The following is a 22653-nucleotide window of genomic DNA, read 5'->3' on the forward strand; positions in this document are numbered from 1 at the left end:
ACCAATAACCTGCAAAGCTGGCTTAATTGTCGACACATAATTCTTAGTCAAACCAGAAATCATTGCATCAGCTTCTCCAAACTCAACCATAGAAGCACCAAAATAATTCCGGTCACGCAGAAATTTGGTAGCCTCAATTAAAGTCACCCCTCTTCTTTGTCTCTTCTCATATAATGAGTTCGCATACTTGCTCATGCGCTGCTGCTCTTCAAAAGGGTCAATTATGGTAACGCCCTCTAATTCCAGTGCATTTTCCTCAATTATTTTCTTAATGATTTCCTTGTTTCCAAGCAGAATCGGAATAGCTATATTCTCATCTTTTACAATTTGGGCAGCTTTTAATATTTTATAGTTGTCAGCTTCAGCAAATACAACGCGCTTAGGATCAGATTTAGCCTTATTTGTAATTGCACGCATAATTGCATCATCACCACCCAATCGATGTTTCAATTCCTCAGTATAAGCCTCCCAATCGGTGATCACCTTACGCGCCACACCCGAGTCAATTGCTGCTTTAGCAACTGCAGTAGATACATTCGTCATTAAACGAAGATCCATTGGTTTTGGAATAATATAATCTTTACCGAACTTAATGTTGGTTTCATTGTAAGCCATATTAACCGCCTCAGGTACTGGTTTTTTAGCCAGCTCGGCAATTGCTCTTACTGCAGCGATCTTCATGGGCTCGTTAATAGCAGTAGCCCTCACGTCAAGCGCGCCTCTAAAAATATATGGGAATCCCAAAACATTGTTCACCTGGTTAGGATAGTCAGAACGGCCGGTAGCCATAATGATATCCTTACGGGAATTGAGTGCCAGCTCATAAGCAATTTCCGGGTCTGGATTTGCCATAGCAAACACGATAGGATTTTTTGACATTGATTTCAGCATATCTTCTGTTACACAATTAGCAGATGATAAGCCAATGAACACATCACTATCCTTCATTGCCTCCGCCAGTGTATCTAAATTTCTGGAAGTTGCAAATTCAGCTTTGATTGCATCAAGGTTCTCACGTGTATCACGGATCACACCAGAGCGGTCACACATCACAATATTCTCTTTTTTAGCACCTAAAGAAACATATAAGCGTGAGCAGGAAATGGCAGCAGCACCTGCCCCATTCACTACTATCTTAACCTTATCCATTTTCTTTTTTTGCAGCTCGCATGCATTTAGCAATGCCGCCGCCGAAATAATAGCAGTTCCATGCTGATCATCGTGCATAACCGGAATCTTCATTTCTTCCTTTAAACGACGCTCTATTTCGAAGCACTCAGGTGCCTTAATATCTTCTAAATTTATGCCACCAAAAGTAGGCTCAAGGGCTTTTACGATCTTCACAAAATCATCCACATTAGTGGTGTCCAGTTCCAGATCAAAAACATCAATATCAGCAAATATTTTAAAAAGGAGACCCTTTCCTTCCATTACAGGTTTTCCTGCTTCCGGTCCAATATTACCTAAGCCCAATACAGCAGTACCATTACTAATCACAGCCACTAAATTCCCCTTAGCTGTATATTTATAAACGTCTTCAGTATTTTCAGCAATCTTTAAACATGGCTCTGCAACCCCAGGTGAATAGGCAAGCGCCAGGTCTCTTTGAGAGTTTGTTGGTTTTGTTGGGATAACCTGAATTTTCCCAGGGCGCCCTTGCGAATGGTAATCTAAAGCATCCTGCTTCCTGTTTATTTTAGTCATAAAATTGTCAATTGTAAAGGGTCAAAGTTACAATTCTTTTATTAGGGCTTAAAATAAAAAAAAGGCAATTAAATTACGGATTTCGCGTGTTTAAATGCAATTATGAACAAAATGAACAGGAAAATAAACAAACTGAACGCTAGCTTTTCAGTCGACGGGGGGTGTCATCATCGGTATGTGCACTATACACTTTTATTTTCTGTCCCGGAACAATCGTTAAACTTCTTAATTTATTCCAGACTTTAAGATCCTGAACTTCAACATGATATTTATTGGCAATCTCTCCCAAATTTTGTCCGGGTTTAACTTTATGATAGAAAAAGACCGGTGTTGATTTCGCATTCCTTACCGGTCGACGCTCTTCATTTGAAGCCAGTACCACTTTCATGTTGGTTTCTGTCTCAGGGTTCAGCACCTCGTAGATTCTGGCAAAGTTAGCCAGGCTCACTTTTGGAACAATCACACGCTTCGGCATCGATTCTGTTCCGTTAACGATCTTCTTCTTGTAAGAAGGATTTAACGTGCAAAGCTCCTCTTCATCCATATTCAAAGCGCTAGCTAAAGTAGGGATAGAAATAAAACGATTAACCTGAATAGTATCTGTAATCTTGATATAAGATGGTCGCTGTGAACTAATATGGTGTTTATCTGAACACTTCATTACATACACAGCAGCAATAAACGCAGGCACATAATTTCTTGTTTCGGTTGGCAAAAATCTTCTAAGCTCCCAGAAATCAGTGGAGTTGGCTTTCTGCATGGCCCGCTTCACATTTCCCATTCCACAATTATAAGCGGCAATTGCCAGAAGCCAGTCCCCCAACTCTTCATAGGCATCTCTGAAATAGGCTGCCGCAGCATAACTTGCCTGTATAGGATCCTTTCGGTCGTCAACAAAATTATCCATATTTAAGCCATACTCTCTGGCAGTACCAAACATAAATTGCCATAATCCGGTAGCACCAACTCGTGAAACTGCATGTGGGTTCATAGATGATTCTATGATCGGCAGGTATTTGATCTCCTCCGGGATGTTAAGGCTTTTAAGTGCTCTTTCAAAAATCGGAAAATAGTAGTCAGACATGCCCAGCATTCTGCCCATCATTTCCTTCCTTCCGCTATAGATGTCTATGTACTTCTGTACGTATTCATTGTAAGTAAGCGGAACAGTCTTCTCAATAGAATCTAATCTGTTCTTGTAGTTGTAATTATAGTTATTAAACAGGGGCGTTTCATCAACCTCAGGTACTGAAGCTGTGTCATTCAAAATTAAGCCATGTTGTTGGGCTGATGCTGAAAAGCTAATTAATGCTAAAATGCAATAGGATACGAAGTGTACTTTTATTTTCATAGGCATTTCATTCTGCTTCCAAGGCTTTTCTAAAAAAACCTCCTTAGTTTAAACTATCATTTAAAAATGTTTGGGACAAGGAAAGTAGTTCTTCCTCCCTAAAATGTTTGGTCATCAATTGAATACTTAACGGCAAACCATCATCATTATTGCCCAAAGGTATTGCTACCGCCGGAATCCCGGTTAAAGAGGCCAATACAGTAAATATATCTGCCATGTACATCACCAATGGGTCATCTATATTATCACCAATTTTAAAAGCTGGTGTTGGCGTTACAGGAGTTAAAATCACATCAAACTCCTTAAGCATCTCTTCCATTTTCTCCCTGATCAACCTTCTTACCTGCTGTGCTTTTTGATAATATGCATCATAATATCCGGCACTTAAAACAAAGGTTCCCAACAATATCCTTCTTTTCACCTCTTCCCCAAAACCCTCTGCTCTTGATTTTTTATAGAGTTCATTTAAACTCCCGGCTTCCAGGTTACGGTGACCATAATGCACGCCATCATACCGGGATAAATTAGATGAAGCCTCCGCCGTAGTAAGCACATAATAGGCCGGCACCAGATAGTCCAGCAAATCGAACGACACATAATCTACCGTATGCCCCTGAGCTTTAAATCGCTCAATGGCTTTCAATATCGAATCCTTAATTGCAGGATCCAGTGCTTCGCTTTCCAGGGTTTCCCTGATCACTGCAATTTTCTTTTTTGTCCCATTGCCCAAGGCTGCAGCATAAGCAGGTACTTCTTTTTTAGAAACGGTGCTATCATAATCGTCAGCTCCGGCCAAAACCTCTAACAATACTGCCGCATCACTAACTGAAGATGTAATGGTACCTACCTGATCAAATGATGAAGCATAAGCAATTACACCATATCTCGATATACGGCCGTAAGTTGGCTTAAAACCAATACATCCGCAAAAAGCAGCTGGCTGTCTAACAGAGCCTCCGGTATCAGTGCCTAAGGCCGACAGGCACAAATCTGCCTGAACTGCAACTGCCGATCCTCCTGATGATCCTCCCGAAACCCTTTCAGTATCTGCAGCATTACTTACCGGACCATAATAAGAGGTTTCATTAGACCCGCCCATAGCAAATTCATCACAATTTAACCTGCCAATAATAACAGCATCTTCACTGATCAGTCTTTCCACAACGGTAGCAGAGTAGGGAGATACAAAACCTTCAAGCATCCTGGAAGAAGCAGTAACCATATGGTCTTTATAAGATATATTATCTTTTATACCAATTACCATCCCCGCAAGCTTACCCGCAGTTCCATTATCGATTTTTTTCTGTACAAGCTTCGCCTGCTCAGAAGCCGAATAAAAAAACACCTCATTGAATGCATTGAGGTGTTGATGAGCTTCTATTTGCTTAAAATAATAATCTAACAACTCAGGTAAGCTGAGCTTTTTTTGACCAATAAGAGTTTGTATCTCTGTTAAGGAGCTATACTTCTTCAAATTCAAGAATACATTAAGATTAAAAATTAGGTTCTAAAACCTATAACGGTTTGTTGGTGCGGTTTCTTTCAACCGGTTCATTATCATCAACTCCGTCTTTACCATCTTTAAATTCTTTAATGCCTTTTCCCAGACCTTTCATTAGTTCCGGGATCTTTCTACCTCCAAAAAGCAAAAGTACTATTACAAGAATAACGGCTATTTCCATGCCACCTAACGCGGCTGATATCGTTGTGTTTAACATGATATTTTAGTTAAAGTTTAGTTTTATCTGTTTCTATTTTTGTGTTCTCTGTATCGTTATTCGCAGCAACAAGGTCCTGCTTTTCAAAATCCGATGAACCCCTGCTCTCCTCTACAACCTGTGCTTGTGGCTCCGGAGTAGTTTCAGAAGGATGATGACGATTGGCATTGGTGTCATTAATAACCGATTCGATATCATCAACAATACCTACGGAATTTATGTTACGATGGATTTCTCTTTTAACCCCTTCTGAGGCATCTTTAAAATCTCTGATTCCTTTCCCCAAACCTCTTGCTAGTTCTGGTAATTTTTTACCTCCAAATAACAAAAGTACCACCGCCAGGATGAGCATAATCTCGCCGCCACCCATGTTCAGGAATTCTATTAACGTCCCTCTATACATTTTCTTACTGATTTATAATTAATTAATACAAATATAAACATTTATAATCCACAATATCCTATTTTGCTATCCATGCTTCAGGATTCTGCGCTGCCATCCCTCTTCTGATCTGGAATTGCAGCTGAGGTGTACCTTCGGTTGTACCCACAGTACCTATTGTTTGTTTTGTAGTCACTTCCTGGTCTTTAGATACACTTACCGACTTCAGGTTCTGGTAAACCGTGAAATATTCACCATGTTTAATCAGCACAAAATACCTACCATATTGCTCCATAACCGTAGTAACCTTACCATTAAATACCGCACGTACAGCAGCTCCTTCAGCAGTTTCAATATTTACACCATCGTTGGTATAAGATGCCTGCCCTTCCATATGTCTTCCAAAACGTTCCGTAATTGAACCGGTAGCAACAGGCCATGGCAGTGAGCCACGGTTACTTTCAAATTGTGATGATAGCCTTGCAGCTTCCGGTGTTGCCGTCAGATATCCGCTGTTTGTTTTTGCTTTTGGCGCAGCGGCAGTTGGAGCAGGTTTATTTTCTGCTTTTGCCTTGGCGGCGGCAGCTCTTTCAGCGGCCAAACGCGCCTCTTCTGCCTCTCTTCTTGCTTTCTCTATCTCCCTTGCAATTGCTGCGCGGATATTTCTATCCAGCTGGGCAGATATTTTTTTCCGCGTTGCGATGTCTTGTCTATACTGCTTCTCTTCCCTGCTAAACTTATTCAGTACCTGAGATTGTTCACTCTTATTCTTGCCAAGCTTATTTTTCTCCTGCTCCTGTTCATGCAAAAGATTGCTCTTCTCCTTAAGGTTTCTATCTAAAATCACGATCTTATAATTAAGATCCTTCTGCTTACCCTGTATATAGTCGGCCTGTTTTTTACGGTACTGGCCAAACTGCTGTAAATACTTAATCCGCTTATATGCCTGATTAAAGTCACTTGCCGCAAAAATGAACATCATCTTATCATAAGAGTTCCTGTTCCTTTGCGCAAACCTGATCATACTTGCATATTCTTTTTTAAGCTGCCCCAGCTGTCCTTTTAAATTATGAACAACGTTCGTGTTTTCATGAATCTGATTGTCAAGATTTTTCATCTCCGAATTGATCACAGAGATTTTGCTTTGCATTAAGCCAATTTTGGCATTTAGTGCATTGATCTGGCTTAAAGTAAGCTTTTTGTTCTTTGCTGCTTTATTTGCATTTTTCTGCAACAAATCAATTTCGCGCTGTATGGCTTCTTTTTTTCTTTTCAACTCTGCACTACTTTGTCCGAAAACAACAGAGGCAGATAGTAAAAATAAGAGGAGTAAAAGTAATTTGTTTAGCTTCATTGCATCAAAAGTATAAAAAATCAGTTTATTACCTCATACTTATTTGGAACATTAAACGGAAATTCAAGAGCAAGATTGCTTTCAATTTTCGAAAAGTCCAAATTGATATTAATTCTTTTATCCCCGGCCATAGAGTTAATTTTCAGATTAGTGGGAAAAAGAGCGCCATTAATATTCTGATATTCCCCGTAAACAACCCGCAAAGATCTTCCGGAAGCAATATCATTTAAATTGTTTTCATTAACCTTTAACAAGGTATTAAAAATCACTCTGTAAGCCAGGCCTTCATTTACGCCACTAAGGGTCCAAACGCCGTTTTCCTGTGCTACCAGTGTCTCATCTCTAAAGAAATCTTTAACCGTATTTCCAGAGAAAATAGCTTGTAACAGCTCAAAATTAACCTGTTTATTGGTATAAGTATGTACGTAATTAAAAGGCTTCTTTAAATAAACCCCCTGTAAATTATTTCTGACCTTAATACTATCCGGAGTAATTAATGCCCTTGCCACTTCGATACCTAAAGCGGTAATACTTACCCAGATTTTTTTATTTTTCTCTATCCTGATGTTCATGTTCACATTATTTGTGTTCCCATTGATATCAAGACTAGCCTTTGCTTTAAGCGAAAGCGTACTAAAAGAAATATCCTTCGCTTTTAGCACCGTTATCGTTTCTGATCTCTTGTTGTCAGCCGGAGTTTCCACTACCTTTGGCGGCTTAACAATGGCTTTCTTGGTTTTACAAGCCATTCCCACCGAAACAAGAGCAACAAACAGCAAGCTATTGAATATATTTCTTCTCATTAATCTTCTTATTTAACTTCTCTGAATTACTTCCGGCGCTTTTGGCCTTCTTCCACTGTGCCAATCCCAAATCTTTATCACCCTTCAGAAATAAAACATCACCATAGTACTCTATATATAACGGATTTTCTGCATCCAGTTGCAATGCTGTTTTGATATTTGTTAACGCCAATGCATTTTGGTTGTCATTTTGAAGGGCCAATGCCATGTAATAATATAAAATAGCTTGATTCGGATAAACCGACAAAGCATCATCAGCAGTTTTGATTGCATCCTTATATAAACCAAGCGAAGTCTGTATATTCAACATCTGTTCCCATACTGCATAGAGCTGATCGGTCATCTTTAATACAGATTGGAACTGTGTCAATGCGCCCTGCAGATCTCCTTGCTGATAAAGTACATCACCGTATAAAGCAAAAACTTTAGGATCATCCGTATGAACCTTCGTTGCAATCATTGCCAGTTCAGCAGCAGCATCCACCCTTAACTGATCTTTCTTGCCACCCAAAAGCATCACTACAATTTTAACTTTTTGGTCAACAGGCATCATAGTGTTTCCAAAAGCCTTTTTTAGAGATATCTGTGCTTCTGTATTATTCTTTAAGGCACTATAAACGTCAGCCATCGCCAGATCCACCTCAAAATTATCCGGTTCCAGTTCTTTTGCTTTCTTAAGTACTGCCAAAGCTTCAGCGTTCTGGTTTTTTTGTATCAATACCCCACTTGTATATAGCAAGCCCTTAACATCCTTTACATTTTCAGCTAGGATCTTCTCAACTTCTTTCTTATCAAGCCCGTCATCTTTCCCCATACTCGCGCGCTGCCTGGCTTCGGTTAAAGCATCTGAAGGTCCGAACTTCTTTTCCAGTACATCATACCCTTTCAAAGCGGCGTCTTCTTTACCCGCTAGAAGCAAAGCATTGGATTTATCAAAATAATAAGAGTCTTCATCAGGAGAAAGCGCAATTAACTTATCAAAAACGCCAACCAGATTATCCATATCTCCTTTTCGCTTATAAAGCTCTGCCAATAATTTCCAGAACCAAATGTTATTAGGACTCAGCGCAGTAGCCTTTTTAATGGCCATTTCTGATTCCATCAGTTTATTTTGTCTGAAATTCAACGTAGCAATCTCAAAATAAGCAGCAGAATTGTCAGGATCGATCTTCAACAACTTATCAAAGTTCTCAGCTGCCTTCGGATAATTTTCATTTAGCTTTTCCTTTAAACCTGCAAAGAAGAGTGTTTTTATAGCCATGCTGTCCGTTGCAGAAACCACAGGTTCCTGGGCAAACACCGATGTGCTGCCAGTAAGCAATATCATTAAAAACCACTTACCTCTTCTCATAACAAATTATTTGCCTGTATGCCCGTAACCACCAGCTCCACGCGTTGTATCGCTCAACTCGCCTACCGATTTCCAGCTTACCTTTTCATGTTTTGCAATAACCATTTGGGCTATTCTATCACCATCATTCACCACAAAATCTGTATCAGACAGATTAACCAACAACACTTTCAGTTCACCGCGATAATCTGCGTCAATAGTACCCGGCGAATTCACAATACTGATTCCATGTTTATAAGCGAGGCCACTACGTGGGCGTATCTGCGCTTCATAACCTACAGGAAGTTCAATATGTAAACCTGTTGGAATCAAAATACGTTGTAAAGGTTTAATCGTAATATCAGTTTCTATAAAAGCGCGAATATCCATACCTGCAGCATGTTCAGTTTCATATTGAGGCAATGGATGTCCGGAATTGTTTATAATGTTTATGTTCATTTTTAGTTCTTTTTTAATAGCGCCATCAGTTCTTTTTTCTCCGCATAAAATGCAGCCAAAGCAAACAATATCAGCAACCCATTACCGATAAACATGTTCCTGTTAAACACACTAAATGAGATAAAAACGATTACTATGGCGGCAACAATATAAGCTAAATTCTTTTTTATTTGATAAGGAATGGGATAATTACGCTGTCCCCATAGATAGGACATTACCATCATACCTGCATAAGCGACAAATGAAATCCAGGCTGATGCCATATAGCTATATTTTGGAATAAAGATCCAGTTCAATACGATAGTCAGCACCGCACCGATACCTGATATGTACAAACCATATTTGGTCTGGTCAGACAATTTGTACCAAACCGACAAGTTCATATAAATACCCAAACTAAGGTAACCAAATACCAATGGGGGGACTACTCCCAGTCCAGACCAATAGATGTTTTGAACCACATGATTGTTAACTACGCGAGTTTCCGGCCCTACAATTATCGTAGCCAGAATATTTACGTTGGCCACCAGTGCCACTGCTATAATCACCACCGTAATTACAAAATAATTCATAATCCGCGCGTAGGTCTCTTTAGCATTTTTATTTTTTGAATGATTGAAAAAGAAGGGCTCTGCTCCCAACCTAAAGGCCTGTACAAATATGCTCAGGAATAATGCAATTTTTGCACATAAACCGTAGATGCCCACTTCCTGATCACTGATGCTGGCAGGCAGCATATGCTTAAGCATGGCCTTATCTAGTGCTTCGTTAATGATAAAGGAAATGTTGGCGATCAGTACTGGCCAGCTGTATACAAACATTTCTCTAAACATGCCCAGGTCAAACTTCAGCTTGAGCTGCAAAATCTCTGGTAATAGTAAAAATATGGTACACACGCTCGCAATCACGTTCGATAAAAATACATAACCTACCCATTTGGGTCTGTACCAACTTGCCATCCATTCCCCCCCAGGCAGCTTGTGGCTAATGATCATCGGAATGAGAAATAGGAAGAACACATTAAAGAACACAACGATAAAAATATTCAAACACTTTATTGTTCCAAACCTTATCGGCCTACCTTCGGCACGAATCTTCGCAAAAGGAATTACACAAAAGGCATCCGTTATCAGGATCGTCAGGAAACACTTTACATAGAAAGCATAATCTGCATGATCTTTAACATCTCCAGTCTGCATAAAATCGATAATGCTGTTTAAAAAAAGTAAGGAGAACAACAAAAATACAATAGAGATGGCGATCACTGCCCCAAAAGCATTGTTATAAACCAATTGCCTGTTATCATTCTTTTTCTGCAGATACCTGAAAAAGGTAGTCTCCATCCCAAAAGCCAGTATTGGATTAATAATAGCAGCATATCCATACATGGCCGTAAAAATGCCATTGCCACCAACCGGCAATGCTCTCGCGTAAATGGGCGTTAATGCAAAGGCAATCATCCTGGAAAGGATTGTACTGAGGCCATAAATAGCCRTATCACCAGCAAACTTCTTTAATACCGACATCTACTTCTTAATGATTTCAAAATTCTGATAGTTTTTCACCTCACCGGGTGTAACCGCTACATTTTCAATTTTGGCCCGGTCTGGCCCCTCATTGCACCATTCTACAAAAACTTCAAGTAAAGTATCATCACCCTCTGCTTCCAGATATAATGAACCATCTTTTTCATTCCTTACCATACCTCTAATGCCCATCTGATCAGCAACAGCCTTAGTGGTAGCCCTGAAAGATACCCCTTGCACCTTTCCTGTTATTTTAATATCTATATGTTTCGTTTCCATGTAAACTTTAAACCTTTAACGGTAATCGCTAAATTCTAATGCGCTTAACCTATTTTTTTCTTCTAAAAATTCTGACCAAATACTGTGTAGTATAACTGCTGCCGGCTTAATATCTTGTAGCATGGCCGATACCTGGCCTATTTCCAACTCGCCCTCATCCATATTTCCTTCAAACATACCCAGTTTAGCGCGTGCCTTTCCCAGAAGATGCTTCAATGCCTCAACACTTGCACCTTCCGACTCTGCTTTGGCTACTGCGTCTGCAAATTCATTTTTCAATAACCGTACAGGGACCAGTTTTTTCAGCGTCAGCTTAGTATCTCCCTCCATTGCCTCTACTATCCTATGTTTAAAACTGGGATGAGCTGAAGACTCCTCGGCAACAGCAAATGCCGATCCTATTTGCACCCCTTCGGCACCCAATGCAAAAGCCGCAAGCATTGCCCTGCCACTTCCAATCCCCCCGGCAGCAATCACCGGAACTTTAACCACAGCTTTAACCATGGGGACTAAACACATTGTCGTCGTTTCTTCTCTTCCATTATGCCCACCTGCTTCAAACCCTTCGGCCACAATGGCATCTACTCCGCAAGCCTCTGCTTTTAATGCAAATTTTGTATTGGCAATAACATGCGCCACCGTAATTCCCTTTTCTTTTAAAAACCCCGTCCAGCTGGCAGGATTTCCTGCCGATGTAAATACCACTTTTACCTGTTCAGCAACGATAATATCCATTACCTCCTGCACATTAGGATAAAGTAACGGAACGTTTACCGCAAATGGCTTTGACGTCGCCTTTTTACACTTTTGGATATGCTCCAGCAACACCTCAGGATACATAGACCCGGCGCCAATAATGCCCAACCCGCCTGCATTAGACACTGCAGAAGCCAACCTCCATCCACTACACCAAACCATGCCGGCCTGGATGATTGGATATTGAATACCAAAAAGAGATGCAATTCTATTCTTCATCAAATGCAAAGAAAAGACATTTATCTAAATAAAACTTAAAACAATCTTTCTACTCTTGATCCCAGCATTATTATCCCGCTTATCTCTTCAAAATCAACAAGGTTTATGCCCGGCCTTTTTCCCGGCTCCAGACTACCGTAACGCTGTTCAACCCCTAAAAACTCAGCCCCGTTAATGGTGCCCCATTTTAAAAGATCATCAAAGTCAATTCCAAAATTGATTTGCAGGGTCTGCATCTCTGCAAATATGCTCAGCCTGTTGTTACTGGCTAAACTATCTGTCCCCAGCGTAATYTTAACCCCGGCAGTCCTCAGGATATCTACATCCGGGAGTCTGTTTTCTATATACAAATTCGCATTCGGGCAAAGGCACCAATATAAATTAGGATGATATGCTTCTGCAAATTCAACATCTGCTTTTGAGGTAAAAGTATTATGTACCAACAGTGTTTTCTGTTTACCAGATAACAGTGGTAAAAATGTTTGTAAAGATGTTTTACCAGAGGCTTCATAAAAGTCAATATCCAGGCCCAGAACTTTATACAATTCCAAAAATCCCCCTTCCTTGCGCTCAAAAAATAGGTTTTCATCTTCCGTTTCCTGATTATGAATGCTGAGCAGCTCACTACTGGTTTCACCATTACTACGCAGCTCTTTAAATAACTCAGCCGAAACTGAATATGGGGCATGCGGAACAATTGAGACCTTAAGGGGATCAAACTTCTCCTTAAATTCAAGTGCACGATTTATAGATTCTTTTGCCGTTAAGGGATTAAAACCCATAACTTCCAGGAAAGTATGGTAATAAATAGGGCTTCCAAGCTTGGTTCCCCTTGAAATGATCTGATTCGAAATATCACCAACAGCAACTATTCCATTCTCAAACATTTCCCTGTCCGCTCTCAGCATGGCCAGATCCAGCGCATCTTCATCAGATGTCCTCAATTTCATTATGGCTTGGACAAAACCCAATAACCCGGTACGTGTTTCTATCTGGCCTTTTAGATGCGACAATTCCAAATGGCAATGTGTATTCACAAATCCCGGCACTAATAAGCCCTCATAATGGGTTATGTCCTTTATTTTCTCTTTCCCGGCTTCCTCAGGCGTTAAAACACTGGTTATTGTACCATCAATTTCAACTCCTATCACCCCATTTTTTATTGGGGGGCTAACCACAGGAAATACGTAAGACGCAGATATATAAGAAATCATAACTACAAAGAACGGATAATAAGCGCAGAAATCTATAAATTAGTACCCGCTAAAGCTATTTTATATCAATTTGCAAAACATCAACAAGCCTATAAATGAATCGGATAGACAGACTTTTTGGAATACTTGTCCTACTTCAGACAAAAAAATATGTTACAGCCGACAAAATTTCGGATCAATTTGAGATCAGCATCCGTACCGTTTATCGCGACATTAAAGCACTTACTGAACAGGGAATTCCAATTAGCTTCGAGCAGCCAAAAGGCTACTTCATTGTCCAGGGATACTTTCTCCCACCCGTATCGTTTAATTCTGAAGAAGCCAATGCTTTATTAATTATGGAACGTCTGGTTTCCGGCTTCACCGATCAATCTATTCTTAAACATTATACCACTGCCTTAAATAAGGTCAAAGCGGTATTGCGCAGCAATCAGAAAGAGAAACTGGAACTGCTGAACAACAACATGATACTGCAACTGCCCGATTCAATAAAAAATGAATTTGAATACCTTTCGGCCTTACAAAACGCCATTTCCTCGCAGTGCATCATAGAAATTGCATATACAAACAACAAAGTGCAAACCACTAAAAGGGAGCTGGAACCAATTGGACTCATATTTTATGCATTCAGCTGGCATTTAATCGCATGGTGCCACCTCCGCTGCGAATACCGTGATTTCAAGGTATCCCGAATTGAGTCCGTAAAAAATTTAGAAATCCCATTCCGAAAAACCGAGCACATGCAATTAAGTGAGTATATGAAGCTCCTTCCAGTCAATTATTAAAATAAATTTTCTTTCTCAAAACAGACTGCCATAGGGTTGTCAGTTGCCCTCATTTACTTTKTTCTACAAAACAAAAAACAAAGTTATGAGCAGAATTAAAATGTATTTAAAGGAACTGGAACAAGAGGCTTTAACCACGCGCAAAATGTTGCAAAGAGTGCCAACTGATAAGTTTGAATGGCAGCCACATGAAAAAAGCATGACCATTAAGCGACTGGCCACTCACATTGCGGAACTGCCAACCTGGATTACAATGGCCATCAAAACCGACGAGCTTGACTTCGCCGATAACCCTTATCAACCTGCTGATGTAAATACTACTGAAGAATTACTGGCTTATTTTGAAAGTTCACTGGCCGATGGCAGATCTGAGCTTAAAGAAGAAAACGAAAGTCTTTTAGATAAGGACTGGACCTTAAGAAATGGACAACAGATTTATAGTGTTGAACCTAAAGCAGATGTAATCCGAATGAGTATTAATCAAATTATCCACCATAGGGCTCAACTAGGGGTGTTTTTAAGGCTTCTTAACATCCCAATTCCAGGAAGTTTTGGTCCCAGTGCTGATGAAATGGATTTTTAAAATGATTTGCTTTATTTTAAAATGGGGTCATTTTGTGATCAGAATGACCATGCTTTTCTTCCTAAAATAAGTTGCTTAAAAATATTTTGATAGCATATTTGGTTATAAATTGATTCCTTTGTAAAAAAGAAATCAATTTATAACTCCAATATCCATGTCTGATTCTAGCATCCGATTAAATAAATACATTAGTGAAAGCGGTTTATGCTCCCGTAGAGCGGCCGACAGATATATTGAGCAAGGCAATGTATTTATCAACAGCAAACGGGCTAAGGTTGGCGACAAGGTCATCTTTGGAGACATTGTTACGGTTAACGGACAGACTATTGAACCTAAAGAGGTCGAGAACTCTGTTCTTATTGCTTACAACAAACCTGTTGGCATTACCAGTACTACTGAGGCTGGTGTGAAAAGCAATATTGTTGACCATGTAAATCATAGTGAAAGGGTATTCCCGATCGGGCGTCTGGATAAAGACTCTCAAGGCTTAATCTTCCTTACCAATAACGGCGACCTGGTAAACAAAATACTCAGAGCAGGTAACAATCACGAAAAAGAATACATAGTTACTGTAAATAAACCTATTACTGAATCATTTTTAACCGGCATGGCCAAAGGTGTACCGGTATTGGGCGTAATGACCAAAAAATGTAAAGTAACTCAGGAAAGTCCTTTTGTATTTAAGATCATACTGATTCAAGGGCTAAACCGACAAATCAGACGGATGTGCGAGCATTTTGGTTTTGAAGTAACCAAGCTGGAACGTGTTAGGATCATGAACATCAGTATAAAAGGCATTCCTGTTGGCGAATGGCGCGAGCTCACCCCAGCAGAGCAGACTGAGATATTTAACATGGTTGCAAAATCAAGTTCCGAAAGTGCCGCTCCTAAAAGAGTAAATAAAAAACCTAAAGCCAGGGCAGAAGAAGATTTATCCGAAAATGTAACTCCAAGAAAATCTTCAGGCAAACCTGGAGGCCCTAAAAAACCTAATAGCAAGGCATCGTCAGGTACGGTAAGCAGAGCAGATCGTCCCGCTGGTGGCAAAGGTAAATCAGCACCAAAATCTGCCGGAGGTTTCAAATCCGCTGCTTCAAGTACTGACTGGAACAAAAACAACGGACCAAGCAAAAGACCGGTAAGACCAACAAAAGGCAGATCCGGTGCCCCGGCTGCAAAAACCAGAAGTCCCAAACGCTAATAGTTGCTGGTTTCAGCTACCCTCCGCGTTGAAATGAATTATCAATGACGGGGAAAGAATATTTTTTAGGTAGCTTTGCAACCAAATGCTTACTACAAAGAAAACTGATATACGTTCATTAAACCTGGCGCAGCTGCAACAGCACTTTACCGCCATGAAAGAACCTTCTTACAGGGCCAAACAGGTTTACCAATGGCTTTGGGAAAAATCAGCACGCACATTTGCAGAGATGAGTAATCTTTCCAAAGAGCTTAGAATTAAGCTTGATGAAAATTATGCCATCAACGTAGTGGAGGTTAACAACTCTCAATTCAGTAATGACCATACCATCAAAAATACATTCAGGCTATATGACGGCAACATTGTAGAAGGTGTTTTAATTCCAATGGACGACCGCATGACCGCTTGTGTAAGCTCTCAGGTTGGCTGCAGCTTAACCTGTAAATTCTGTGCAACAGGCTATATGGATCGTAAACGTAACCTCAATGCTGATGAGATTTATGACCAGGTAGTATTAATTGACCAGCAGGCTAAGCAAAATTACAATGCCCCATTGACAAATATCGTTTACATGGGTATGGGTGAGCCCCTGCTTAATTATGCCAATGTATTAAAGTCGATAGAGCGGATCACCGCTCCCGATGGCTTAAATATGTCGTACAAGCGAATCACCGTGTCTACAGCAGGCATCTCTAAAATGATAAAAAAATTGGGTGATGATGGCGTTAAATTCAATCTTGCCCTGTCATTACATGCTGCCAATGATAAAAAGCGCAATGAGATTATGCCTATCAATGAGCACAATACCCTAAAAGCGCTTGAAGAAGCATTAAAATACTATTATTCCAAAACCAAAAACGCAGTAACCTACGAATACATTGTGTTTAATCACTTCAATGATGAAATTGAAGATGCCATGGAACTTGCAAAGTTCTGCAAACATGTTCCCTGCAAGGTTAACCTGATTGAATACAATCCGATTCAGTTTGCTGATTTTGTGAATGCTGAAGGCGATAAAATCGATGCGTTCTCTAATTACCTGAAAAGCCAGGGCATCACCACAAATATCCGACGCAGCCGCGGTAAAGATATTGATGCGGCTTGTGGTCAGCTCGCCGTAAAACAGCAAAATTAATCATCAGGTCCAGCCACTTAAATCCTAAAAAGGGAAAAACTAGCGAATGAACTTAATTAAACATCGCTGTCTTTGCATAATAAATTTATCTAAGTTTGTTAAATGCGTTTGTCTCATCTGTTTTTTGCGTTCCTTTTCCTGGCATTTACGGCCTGCCGTAAATCCGAAGGAATAACTACGGATGCTAAAGCAAAGCTCTCTTTTTCTACCGACACCCTCCTCTTCGATACGGTATTTACTGCTGCAGGATCTACCAATAAACGGATTAGGGTTTATAACCCAAATGTAAAAACGGTTAACATCAGTGAAATCAAACTCGGTGGTGGTGCCGGCTCTAATTTTAGCCTCATCATAAACGGACAATCTGTTAACCAGAAATCCAACCTTCAAATTGACGGTAAAGATTCTATCAGTATCTACGTAAAGGCTACCATTGATGCAAACAACCAAACAGAACCATTTATTGCGCAGGATTCCATTGTGTTCAATACAAATGGGAACCGGCAATCTGTTGCACTTATAGCTTACGGACAAAATGCCGTTTTTTTAAACAACCAAACCATCACGTCAAACACCACTTGGAATAGTGCGCTGCCTTATATCATCTACAAATCTGTAACGGTTGCCCCACAAACTACACTAACAATCCTCCCCGGCACCAAAGTGCTTTTTCATGAAAATTCAGGAATGAATATTAAAGGAAAACTGTTAGCGACCGGCACAGCCACCAATCCCGTTTTATTTTCGGGAGACCGAATGGAAGGCATGTATGCCGAGGAACCCGGACAATGGCATGGTATCCATTTTTATAGCAGCAGTTCCAATTCAAAACTCCATTACACCCAGATCAAAAATGCAGTAATAGGCGTCACTGTCGATTCTCTTTCCACAAATAACACACCCAAACTAGTACTTACCAATAGCATCATAAAGAACATGACCATTGCCGGTCTTGCAGGCTACAATGCTGAATTGGATGCATTTAACAATCTGTTTTACAATGCCGGTCAATATCTTTTGTATGGTGTTTCCGGAGGAAGATATAACCTCAAGCAAAATACATTTGCCGGCTACAATACAAAGTTATCGCGCAGAACACCATGTCTGTATTTCTCTGATGCAGGGAGCGGATATCCCTCAAAAAATTTAAAAATCCTGCTGGTCAATAATATCATTTGGGGAAGCTTAACTGAAGAGTTTCTTGTTGATAAAAAAAGCACTGCAGCTATCGAAACGGAACTGAGCAACAACGCGATTAAAACGATGCTAAAAACCTATGAGGGCAGTTTTAATCTGTTAAATATTGATCCCGGTTTTATAGATCMCATCAAATACAATTTTCTGCTTCAGAACAATAGCGCTGTATTACATAAAGGCCGCGATTTAAGTGCCGACCCTGCTTTTAATCTTTTCTTAAACAAAGACCTTAATAACGGGCCCAGAACATTCCCTTCAGAACTCGGGTGCTACCAGCATAATTAAAAAAAAACACCTCAATTATAACAATTTCAAGATAAGGTCGTTTATGTTAATGAGAGCGTTAATTTAGATGGTAAGGGTCGGTATTCTTAATAGAAATACCGGCCCTTTACTTTTTTCACTTTTTATTGTCAAATAAGTCTTTTATTTTTTGGCAATTAAGAAATAATTCGTTCCTTTGTTACGAGAGCGTTAATTTAAGGGTCGATAATTCCATGCAAATGGACTATCGGCCCTTTATCTTTTACAGCAAATCCAATTCAATTTTACTACTTAGAGAAGTTTATAGCGATAATATTCTTTATTTCTTCCGGCTTAAATGGCTTCAATATATGCCCATTCATCCCGCAAGCTTTGAACTTGCTATTTTCATCCTGAAGTGTAGATGCAGTAAGCGCAATTATAGGAATGGTTTTAAAATACTCATCATCCAGCTCCCTTATAATACTTGTGGTCTCAAACCYATCAATACCTGGCATTTGAATATCCATAAAAATAAGGTCAAAGGTTTTTGTCATTACCTTCTCAATGGCTTCCCTACCATTTCTGGCAAATTCAAGGTCAAATCCCCATTTACTAAGTATGCGGTTTGCAATCAGAATATTAATTTCATTATCATCAACAACCAATATCCTTTTTCCAATAAATGAGGCCGGCGGTTCTACTGATTTAACAAGTCCGGTCTTTTGTGTCGCTTTGCTAAATTGAATATCGAAAGAGAATTCGGTCCCTTTTCCTTCCTTGCTTTTTACTTTAATGTCCGACTTATATAACTTTAGCAGCTTTTTGGTAATGRCCAAACCAAGACCTGTGCCTCCATACTTCCGTGATATATCAGTTTTAGCCTGAGTAAATGTTTCAAAAATGTATGATTGTTTATCCTCAGGAATTCCAATACCATTATCCTTTACCACAAAGCGCATCACCACAGCTTCTTCATTTTCGCTGACAAGCTCAATCTTTAATTCTATCGTCCCATAATCTGTGAACTTAATTGCGTTTCCAAGTAAGTTCATCAGGATCTGATACAATCTGGTCTTATCCCCAAGAATATTCACCGGAATCTGATCATCACATGCCAATGTCAGCTTGTCCCCTTTTTGCGCGGCATTAATTTGTAAGGAGTTCACAATATCGCAGGCCAGGCTTTTAATGTCTAATGGTATAGCTTCCAGTTCCAGATTACCGGTTTCTATTTTTGTAAAATCCAGGATGTCGTTAATAATATGCAAAAGGTTTTCCGCAGAAAATTTAAGCACATTCAGATCTTCCAGCTGCGATGCCTTAGGATCATTATCTATCAGCAAATGGGTCATCCCAATAACTGCATTTAATGGGGTCCTGATCTCGTGGCTCATTACAGAAAGGAACATCTCCTTCGCCTCACTCAGCTGCAACGCCTGCTCTTTAGCCTCGAGCAACTCATGCTCTATTTGCTTACGCTGAGTGATATCCGAGATCAGATCAATCTGACGTTCAAGCGAACCCTTATCATTTATAATTGGGGTATTGGAAACCGAAAGCCAGATAGATTGGCTGTCCTTGGTTTTGGCTTGTACCTCTATCTCATAAGATTCATTTTTCAGTGACTTTGCCCGGGAGCTTAAGATCAGCTCTTTATGCGCTTCGTCTTTAGAAAGCACATCGCCCAGTTCCTTGCCCTTCAGCTCGGCCAAAGAATAACCGGTTAACTTTTTAAGGGATTGGTTTATCCAGGTCGTTTTGCCTTCGGCATCTGAGATGTTAACTCCAGTATTGGTTTTACTGGCTACCAAAGACAGTACCTGCAGTTCTTCTTCTGCCTTTTTCTTTTCAGTAATGTCTATAATGATCTCCACCTCCATATCAACCTTTCCTTTATCATCCAGCACCACTGTATTGTAAATAGACAACCAAATGGGTTGTCCGTCTTTCCTATACGAAAGGAGGTCTACCGTAAAAGACCTGTTTTGTTTGATCAGGAGCCTTGCTTTTTTCAATAGCTCCAAATCCGTTTTGGGGCCAATGATCAAATCACCCAGGCGCTTCCCCTTCAAATCATTGATGGTAAATCCCGTGATCTTTTCAAAGGCATCGTTCACCCAGGTTACATGGTTATTGGCATCGCTGATCACCACCGCATTATTGATCTTACTGGCTACAAAAGACAGCCTTACCAACTCACTCTCTACCCGTTTATTTTCGGTGATGTCTCTTCCATAGGTATACCAGCGTCCCTGGCGGGCCACCATATTCCAGCTCAGCCAACGCAACTGGCCATGCTTGCTCTTTACCCTGAATTCTACATTGAATTCTTTAACCTTTTTCTTTAGTCCTTCTTCAATAATTTCYACCAACCTGCTGATGTCTTCTTTATTGCAAAACTTCCAAATACTTAGTCCTATAGATTCGGGAACCGTATAACCAAGTATACTGGTTACCGCATCATTTATAAACAGGATTTTACCTGAGTAATCTAAAATACAATGAATCTCTGGCGAAACTGTCGAAAGATTTAGCAGTTCCTCAAAACGATTGGTTTTGGCTTCCAGCTCTATTGTTTTTTTTCTTAAAGTAATATGGGTAATGGTTTCATTGGCAAGTGTTACCAAACCATCTTTCTGGTCATTGGTTAAGCATCGTGAGACTACATCAAACACTGCAATAACACCTATTTTAAAACCATTTTCATCCAGAAGTGGTGCGCCTGCATAGAAACGGACACCGGGTTTACCGGTAACCATAGGATGATCTTTAAATCTTTTATCGGTTAAAGTATCCTGTATTTCAAGTATCTCATTTCCTTTAATGGTTTCTGCACTAAAAGACACCTCCTTTGAAACGTCTCCATTGCCGATACCGATAAAGGATTTCAAAAAGAGCCGGCTTTCATCAACCAGAACAATAACCGCAATAGGTGCATTACATATTAAAGTAGCAAGCTTGGTAATATTGTCGAACTTCTCCTCTGAAGGGGTGTCCAAAATATTATACTCATGCAATACTTTAATACGCTCGCTTTCACTGGCAGACGAATCCCGGCTCTTCGATAACATTTAATTTACAACTCCCTTTCTATTTATATAGGGGGAACTTACTTACCAATTCAATTACCTTCTGTTTTACCTGCTTAAGGTTATTTTCGTCCTCAGCGTTGGTAATTACCTGGTCAATCAGATCAACAATAAGTTCCATTTCTTTTTCTTTAAATCCTCTTGTAGTTATAGCAGCAGTTCCTACGCGTATACCCGAAGTAACAAATGGAGATTTATCATCAAAAGGAACCATATTTTTATTTACCGTAATGTCGGCTTTTTCAAGCGCATTTTCAGCAAGCTTCCCTGTGATATTTTTATTTCTTAAATCAATCAGCATCAGGTGGTTATCAGTTCCACCAGAAATAATTCCGTAACCTCTTGATACAAATGCTTTTGCCATTGCCTGTGCATTTGCCTGTACTTGTTTAACGTAGGCTAAATAATCGTCACTCAAAGCTTCACCAAAAGCAATTGCTTTTGCAGCGATAATGTGCTCTAAAGGACCACCTTGTGTACCCGGGAAAACAGCCATATCTAATACTGACGACATCATTCTGATTTCGCCTTTAGGTGTTTTTAAACCAAATGGGTTTTCAAAATCCTTACCCATCATAATCATACCGCCACGTGGGCCACGTAATGTTTTATGTGTAGTTGTGGTAACGATATGGCAATGAGGAAGCGGGTTGGTTAATAATCCGCGGGCAATAAGACCTGCCGGATGAGAAATATCTGCCATTACCAATGCGCCAATTTTATCAGCTACACTGCGTACAAAAGCATAATCCCACTCTCTTGAATAAGCAGAAGCACCAACAATGATTAATTTTGGACGTTCAGCTAAAGCTAATTCTTCAAGTTTAGCATAATCAATTAAACCATCTTCTTTTTTAACTCCGTAAAATAACGGATGATACAATTTTCCTGAAAAGTTAACCGGAGAACCATGAGTTAAGTGACCACCATGAGAAAGATCAAATCCTAAAATCTTATCTCCGGGTTGAATTACCGCAAGCATTACAGCAGCGTTTGCCTGTGCACCAGAATGTGGTTGTACATTCACCCATTCCGCACCAAAAAGTTTCTTTGCGCGTTCAATAGCAATGGTTTCCACCTCATCTACTACCTGGCATCCACCATAATATCTTTTGCCCGGAAGGCCTTCAGCATATTTATTTGTTAAACAAGAACCAGCGGCTTCCATTACCTGTTTGCTTACAAAATTTTCTGAAGCTATCAGTTCAAGTCCATTTTCCTGACGGTCCAATTCCCTGTCAATCAAATCAAAAATTAAAGTATCTCTAGTCATTTATCGAAGTATATTTTTGTAAAATTAGCAATTTTCCTTCTTACTTTGA

At 39.9% G+C, this 22653-nt stretch carries 20 protein-coding genes; 5 read left to right on the top strand and 15 right to left on the bottom strand.

From position 1 onward, the window contains the following. The 13 genes from AC1DG9_RS06225 to AC1DG9_RS06285 form a co-directional block, all read right to left on the bottom strand. A partial coding sequence (locus tag AC1DG9_RS06225) for an NADP-dependent malic enzyme (protein WP_477634412.1) occupies window positions 1-1704 on the bottom strand: 1704 nt, incomplete at its 3' end. Window positions 1705-1843: 139 nt separating this feature from the next. Further along, window positions 1844-3055, bottom strand: a complete 1212-nt coding sequence (locus AC1DG9_RS06230; protein ID WP_172661943.1) for a lytic transglycosylase domain-containing protein — start codon at window positions 3053-3055, stop codon at window positions 1844-1846. Window positions 3056-3098: 43 nt separating this feature from the next. Continuing rightward, complete coding sequence (gene gatA / locus AC1DG9_RS06235; protein WP_172662415.1) at window positions 3099-4529, bottom strand: Asp-tRNA(Asn)/Glu-tRNA(Gln) amidotransferase subunit GatA; 1431 nt, start codon at window positions 4527-4529, stop codon at window positions 3099-3101. A 40-nt stretch (window positions 4530-4569) separates the two neighbouring features. Continuing rightward, complete coding sequence (locus AC1DG9_RS06240; protein WP_048903583.1) at window positions 4570-4773, bottom strand: Sec-independent protein translocase subunit TatA/TatB; 204 nt, start codon at window positions 4771-4773, stop codon at window positions 4570-4572. A 10-nt stretch (window positions 4774-4783) separates the two neighbouring features. Further along, window positions 4784-5176, bottom strand: coding sequence for a Sec-independent protein translocase subunit TatA/TatB (locus tag AC1DG9_RS06245; RefSeq protein WP_288882727.1), 393 nt, complete (start codon window positions 5174-5176; stop codon window positions 4784-4786). A 58-nt stretch (window positions 5177-5234) separates the two neighbouring features. After that, window positions 5235-6509: a murein hydrolase activator EnvC family protein gene (locus AC1DG9_RS06250; RefSeq protein WP_172661945.1), complete on the bottom strand. Its 1275-nt coding sequence runs from the start codon at window positions 6507-6509 to the stop codon at window positions 5235-5237. Between the two features lie 20 nt (window positions 6510-6529). Further along, entirely contained in the window at window positions 6530-7312 is a 783-nt protein-coding gene (gene lolB1 / locus AC1DG9_RS06255; RefSeq protein WP_172661946.1) for a lipoprotein insertase outer membrane protein LolB1, read from the bottom strand. After that, complete coding sequence (locus tag AC1DG9_RS06260) at window positions 7290-8663, bottom strand: tetratricopeptide repeat protein (protein WP_172661947.1); 1374 nt, start codon at window positions 8661-8663, stop codon at window positions 7290-7292. The genes lolB1 and AC1DG9_RS06260 overlap by 23 nt, the downstream gene beginning before the upstream one ends. Before the next feature lie 6 nt (window positions 8664-8669). Then, on the bottom strand, window positions 8670-9101 hold the full coding sequence (dut, locus tag AC1DG9_RS06265) for a dUTP diphosphatase (protein ID WP_172661948.1): 432 nt from the start codon (window positions 9099-9101) through the stop codon (window positions 8670-8672). A 2-nt stretch (window positions 9102-9103) separates the two neighbouring features. Further along, entirely contained in the window at window positions 9104-10627 is a 1524-nt protein-coding gene (locus AC1DG9_RS06270) for an oligosaccharide flippase family protein (RefSeq protein ID WP_477634413.1), read from the bottom strand. After that, entirely contained in the window at window positions 10628-10906 is a 279-nt protein-coding gene (locus tag AC1DG9_RS06275) for an acylphosphatase (protein WP_172661950.1), read from the bottom strand. It abuts the gene before it with no gap. 15 nt (window positions 10907-10921) lie between these two features. Then, entirely contained in the window at window positions 10922-11881 is a 960-nt protein-coding gene (locus AC1DG9_RS06280; protein WP_288882732.1) for an NAD(P)H-dependent flavin oxidoreductase, read from the bottom strand. A gap of 35 nt (window positions 11882-11916) precedes the next feature. Beyond that, complete coding sequence (locus AC1DG9_RS06285) at window positions 11917-13095, bottom strand: amidohydrolase family protein (RefSeq protein WP_172661952.1); 1179 nt, start codon at window positions 13093-13095, stop codon at window positions 11917-11919. Window positions 13096-13190: 95 nt separating this feature from the next. On the opposite strand from AC1DG9_RS06285, the gene AC1DG9_RS06290 reads away from it, so the two are divergent. From AC1DG9_RS06290 to AC1DG9_RS06310, 5 genes are all read left to right on the top strand, one after another. Continuing rightward, the gene (locus AC1DG9_RS06290) at window positions 13191-13880 is read left to right on the top strand and encodes a helix-turn-helix transcriptional regulator (protein ID WP_172661953.1); all 690 of its coding nucleotides are present in this window, start codon (window positions 13191-13193) and stop codon (window positions 13878-13880) included. Between the two features lie 85 nt (window positions 13881-13965). Further along, window positions 13966-14463: a DinB family protein gene (locus AC1DG9_RS06295; RefSeq protein WP_172661954.1), complete on the top strand. Its 498-nt coding sequence runs from the start codon at window positions 13966-13968 to the stop codon at window positions 14461-14463. Between the two features lie 154 nt (window positions 14464-14617). Further along, the gene (gene rluF, locus AC1DG9_RS06300; RefSeq protein ID WP_288882734.1) at window positions 14618-15664 is read left to right on the top strand and encodes a 23S rRNA pseudouridine(2604) synthase RluF; all 1047 of its coding nucleotides are present in this window, start codon (window positions 14618-14620) and stop codon (window positions 15662-15664) included. An 85-nt stretch (window positions 15665-15749) separates the two neighbouring features. Then, a complete protein-coding gene (rlmN, locus tag AC1DG9_RS06305) occupies window positions 15750-16799 on the top strand; it encodes a dual-specificity RNA methyltransferase RlmN (protein ID WP_288882735.1) in 1050 nt (349 codons plus the stop codon). A 102-nt stretch (window positions 16800-16901) separates the two neighbouring features. Next, window positions 16902-18281 carry a hypothetical protein gene (locus AC1DG9_RS06310; protein WP_477634414.1) on the top strand — a complete coding sequence of 460 codons (1380 nt, stop codon included), beginning with the start codon at window positions 16902-16904 and terminating at the stop codon, window positions 18279-18281. Between the two features lie 266 nt (window positions 18282-18547). Here AC1DG9_RS06310 and AC1DG9_RS06315 read toward each other — a convergent pair whose 3' ends face one another. Beyond that, complete coding sequence (locus AC1DG9_RS06315) at window positions 18548-21313, bottom strand: PAS domain S-box protein (protein WP_477634415.1); 2766 nt, start codon at window positions 21311-21313, stop codon at window positions 18548-18550. Between the two features lie 19 nt (window positions 21314-21332). Beyond that, window positions 21333-22604: a serine hydroxymethyltransferase gene (gene glyA / locus AC1DG9_RS06320; protein ID WP_172661959.1), complete on the bottom strand. Its 1272-nt coding sequence runs from the start codon at window positions 22602-22604 to the stop codon at window positions 21333-21335. Window positions 22605-22653 lie beyond the last annotated feature (49 nt).

The sequence above is a fragment of the Pedobacter sp. 05L430 genome (genome assembly GCF_056397585.1).

What these genes read in the sequence shown, in the direction of transcription:
- AC1DG9_RS06230 (WP_172661943.1), bottom strand. Translation starts at nt 3,055, where the DNA reads ATGAAAATAAAAGTACACTTCGTATCCTATTGCATTTTAGCATTAATT.
- AC1DG9_RS06240 (WP_048903583.1), bottom strand. Translation starts at nt 4,773, where the DNA reads ATGTTAAACACAACGATATCAGCCGCGTTAGGTGGCATGGAAATAGCC.
- AC1DG9_RS06245 (WP_288882727.1), bottom strand. Translation starts at nt 5,176, where the DNA reads ATGTATAGAGGGACGTTAATAGAATTCCTGAACATGGGTGGCGGCGAG.
- AC1DG9_RS06250 (WP_172661945.1), bottom strand. Translation starts at nt 6,509, where the DNA reads ATGAAGCTAAACAAATTACTTTTACTCCTCTTATTTTTACTATCTGCC.
- lolB1 (WP_172661946.1), bottom strand. Translation starts at nt 7,312, where the DNA reads ATGAGAAGAAATATATTCAATAGCTTGCTGTTTGTTGCTCTTGTTTCG.
- AC1DG9_RS06260 (WP_172661947.1), bottom strand. Translation starts at nt 8,663, where the DNA reads ATGAGAAGAGGTAAGTGGTTTTTAATGATATTGCTTACTGGCAGCACA.
- dut (WP_172661948.1), bottom strand. Translation starts at nt 9,101, where the DNA reads ATGAACATAAACATTATAAACAATTCCGGACATCCATTGCCTCAATAT.
- AC1DG9_RS06275 (WP_172661950.1), bottom strand. Translation starts at nt 10,906, where the DNA reads ATGGAAACGAAACATATAGATATTAAAATAACAGGAAAGGTGCAAGGG.
- AC1DG9_RS06280 (WP_288882732.1), bottom strand. Translation starts at nt 11,881, where the DNA reads ATGAAGAATAGAATTGCATCTCTTTTTGGTATTCAATATCCAATCATC.
- AC1DG9_RS06290 (WP_172661953.1), top strand. Translation starts at nt 13,191, where the DNA reads ATGAATCGGATAGACAGACTTTTTGGAATACTTGTCCTACTTCAGACA.
- AC1DG9_RS06295 (WP_172661954.1), top strand. Translation starts at nt 13,966, where the DNA reads ATGAGCAGAATTAAAATGTATTTAAAGGAACTGGAACAAGAGGCTTTA.
- rluF (WP_288882734.1), top strand. Translation starts at nt 14,618, where the DNA reads ATGTCTGATTCTAGCATCCGATTAAATAAATACATTAGTGAAAGCGGT.
- rlmN (WP_288882735.1), top strand. Translation starts at nt 15,750, where the DNA reads ATGCTTACTACAAAGAAAACTGATATACGTTCATTAAACCTGGCGCAG.
- glyA (WP_172661959.1), bottom strand. Translation starts at nt 22,604, where the DNA reads ATGACTAGAGATACTTTAATTTTTGATTTGATTGACAGGGAATTGGAC.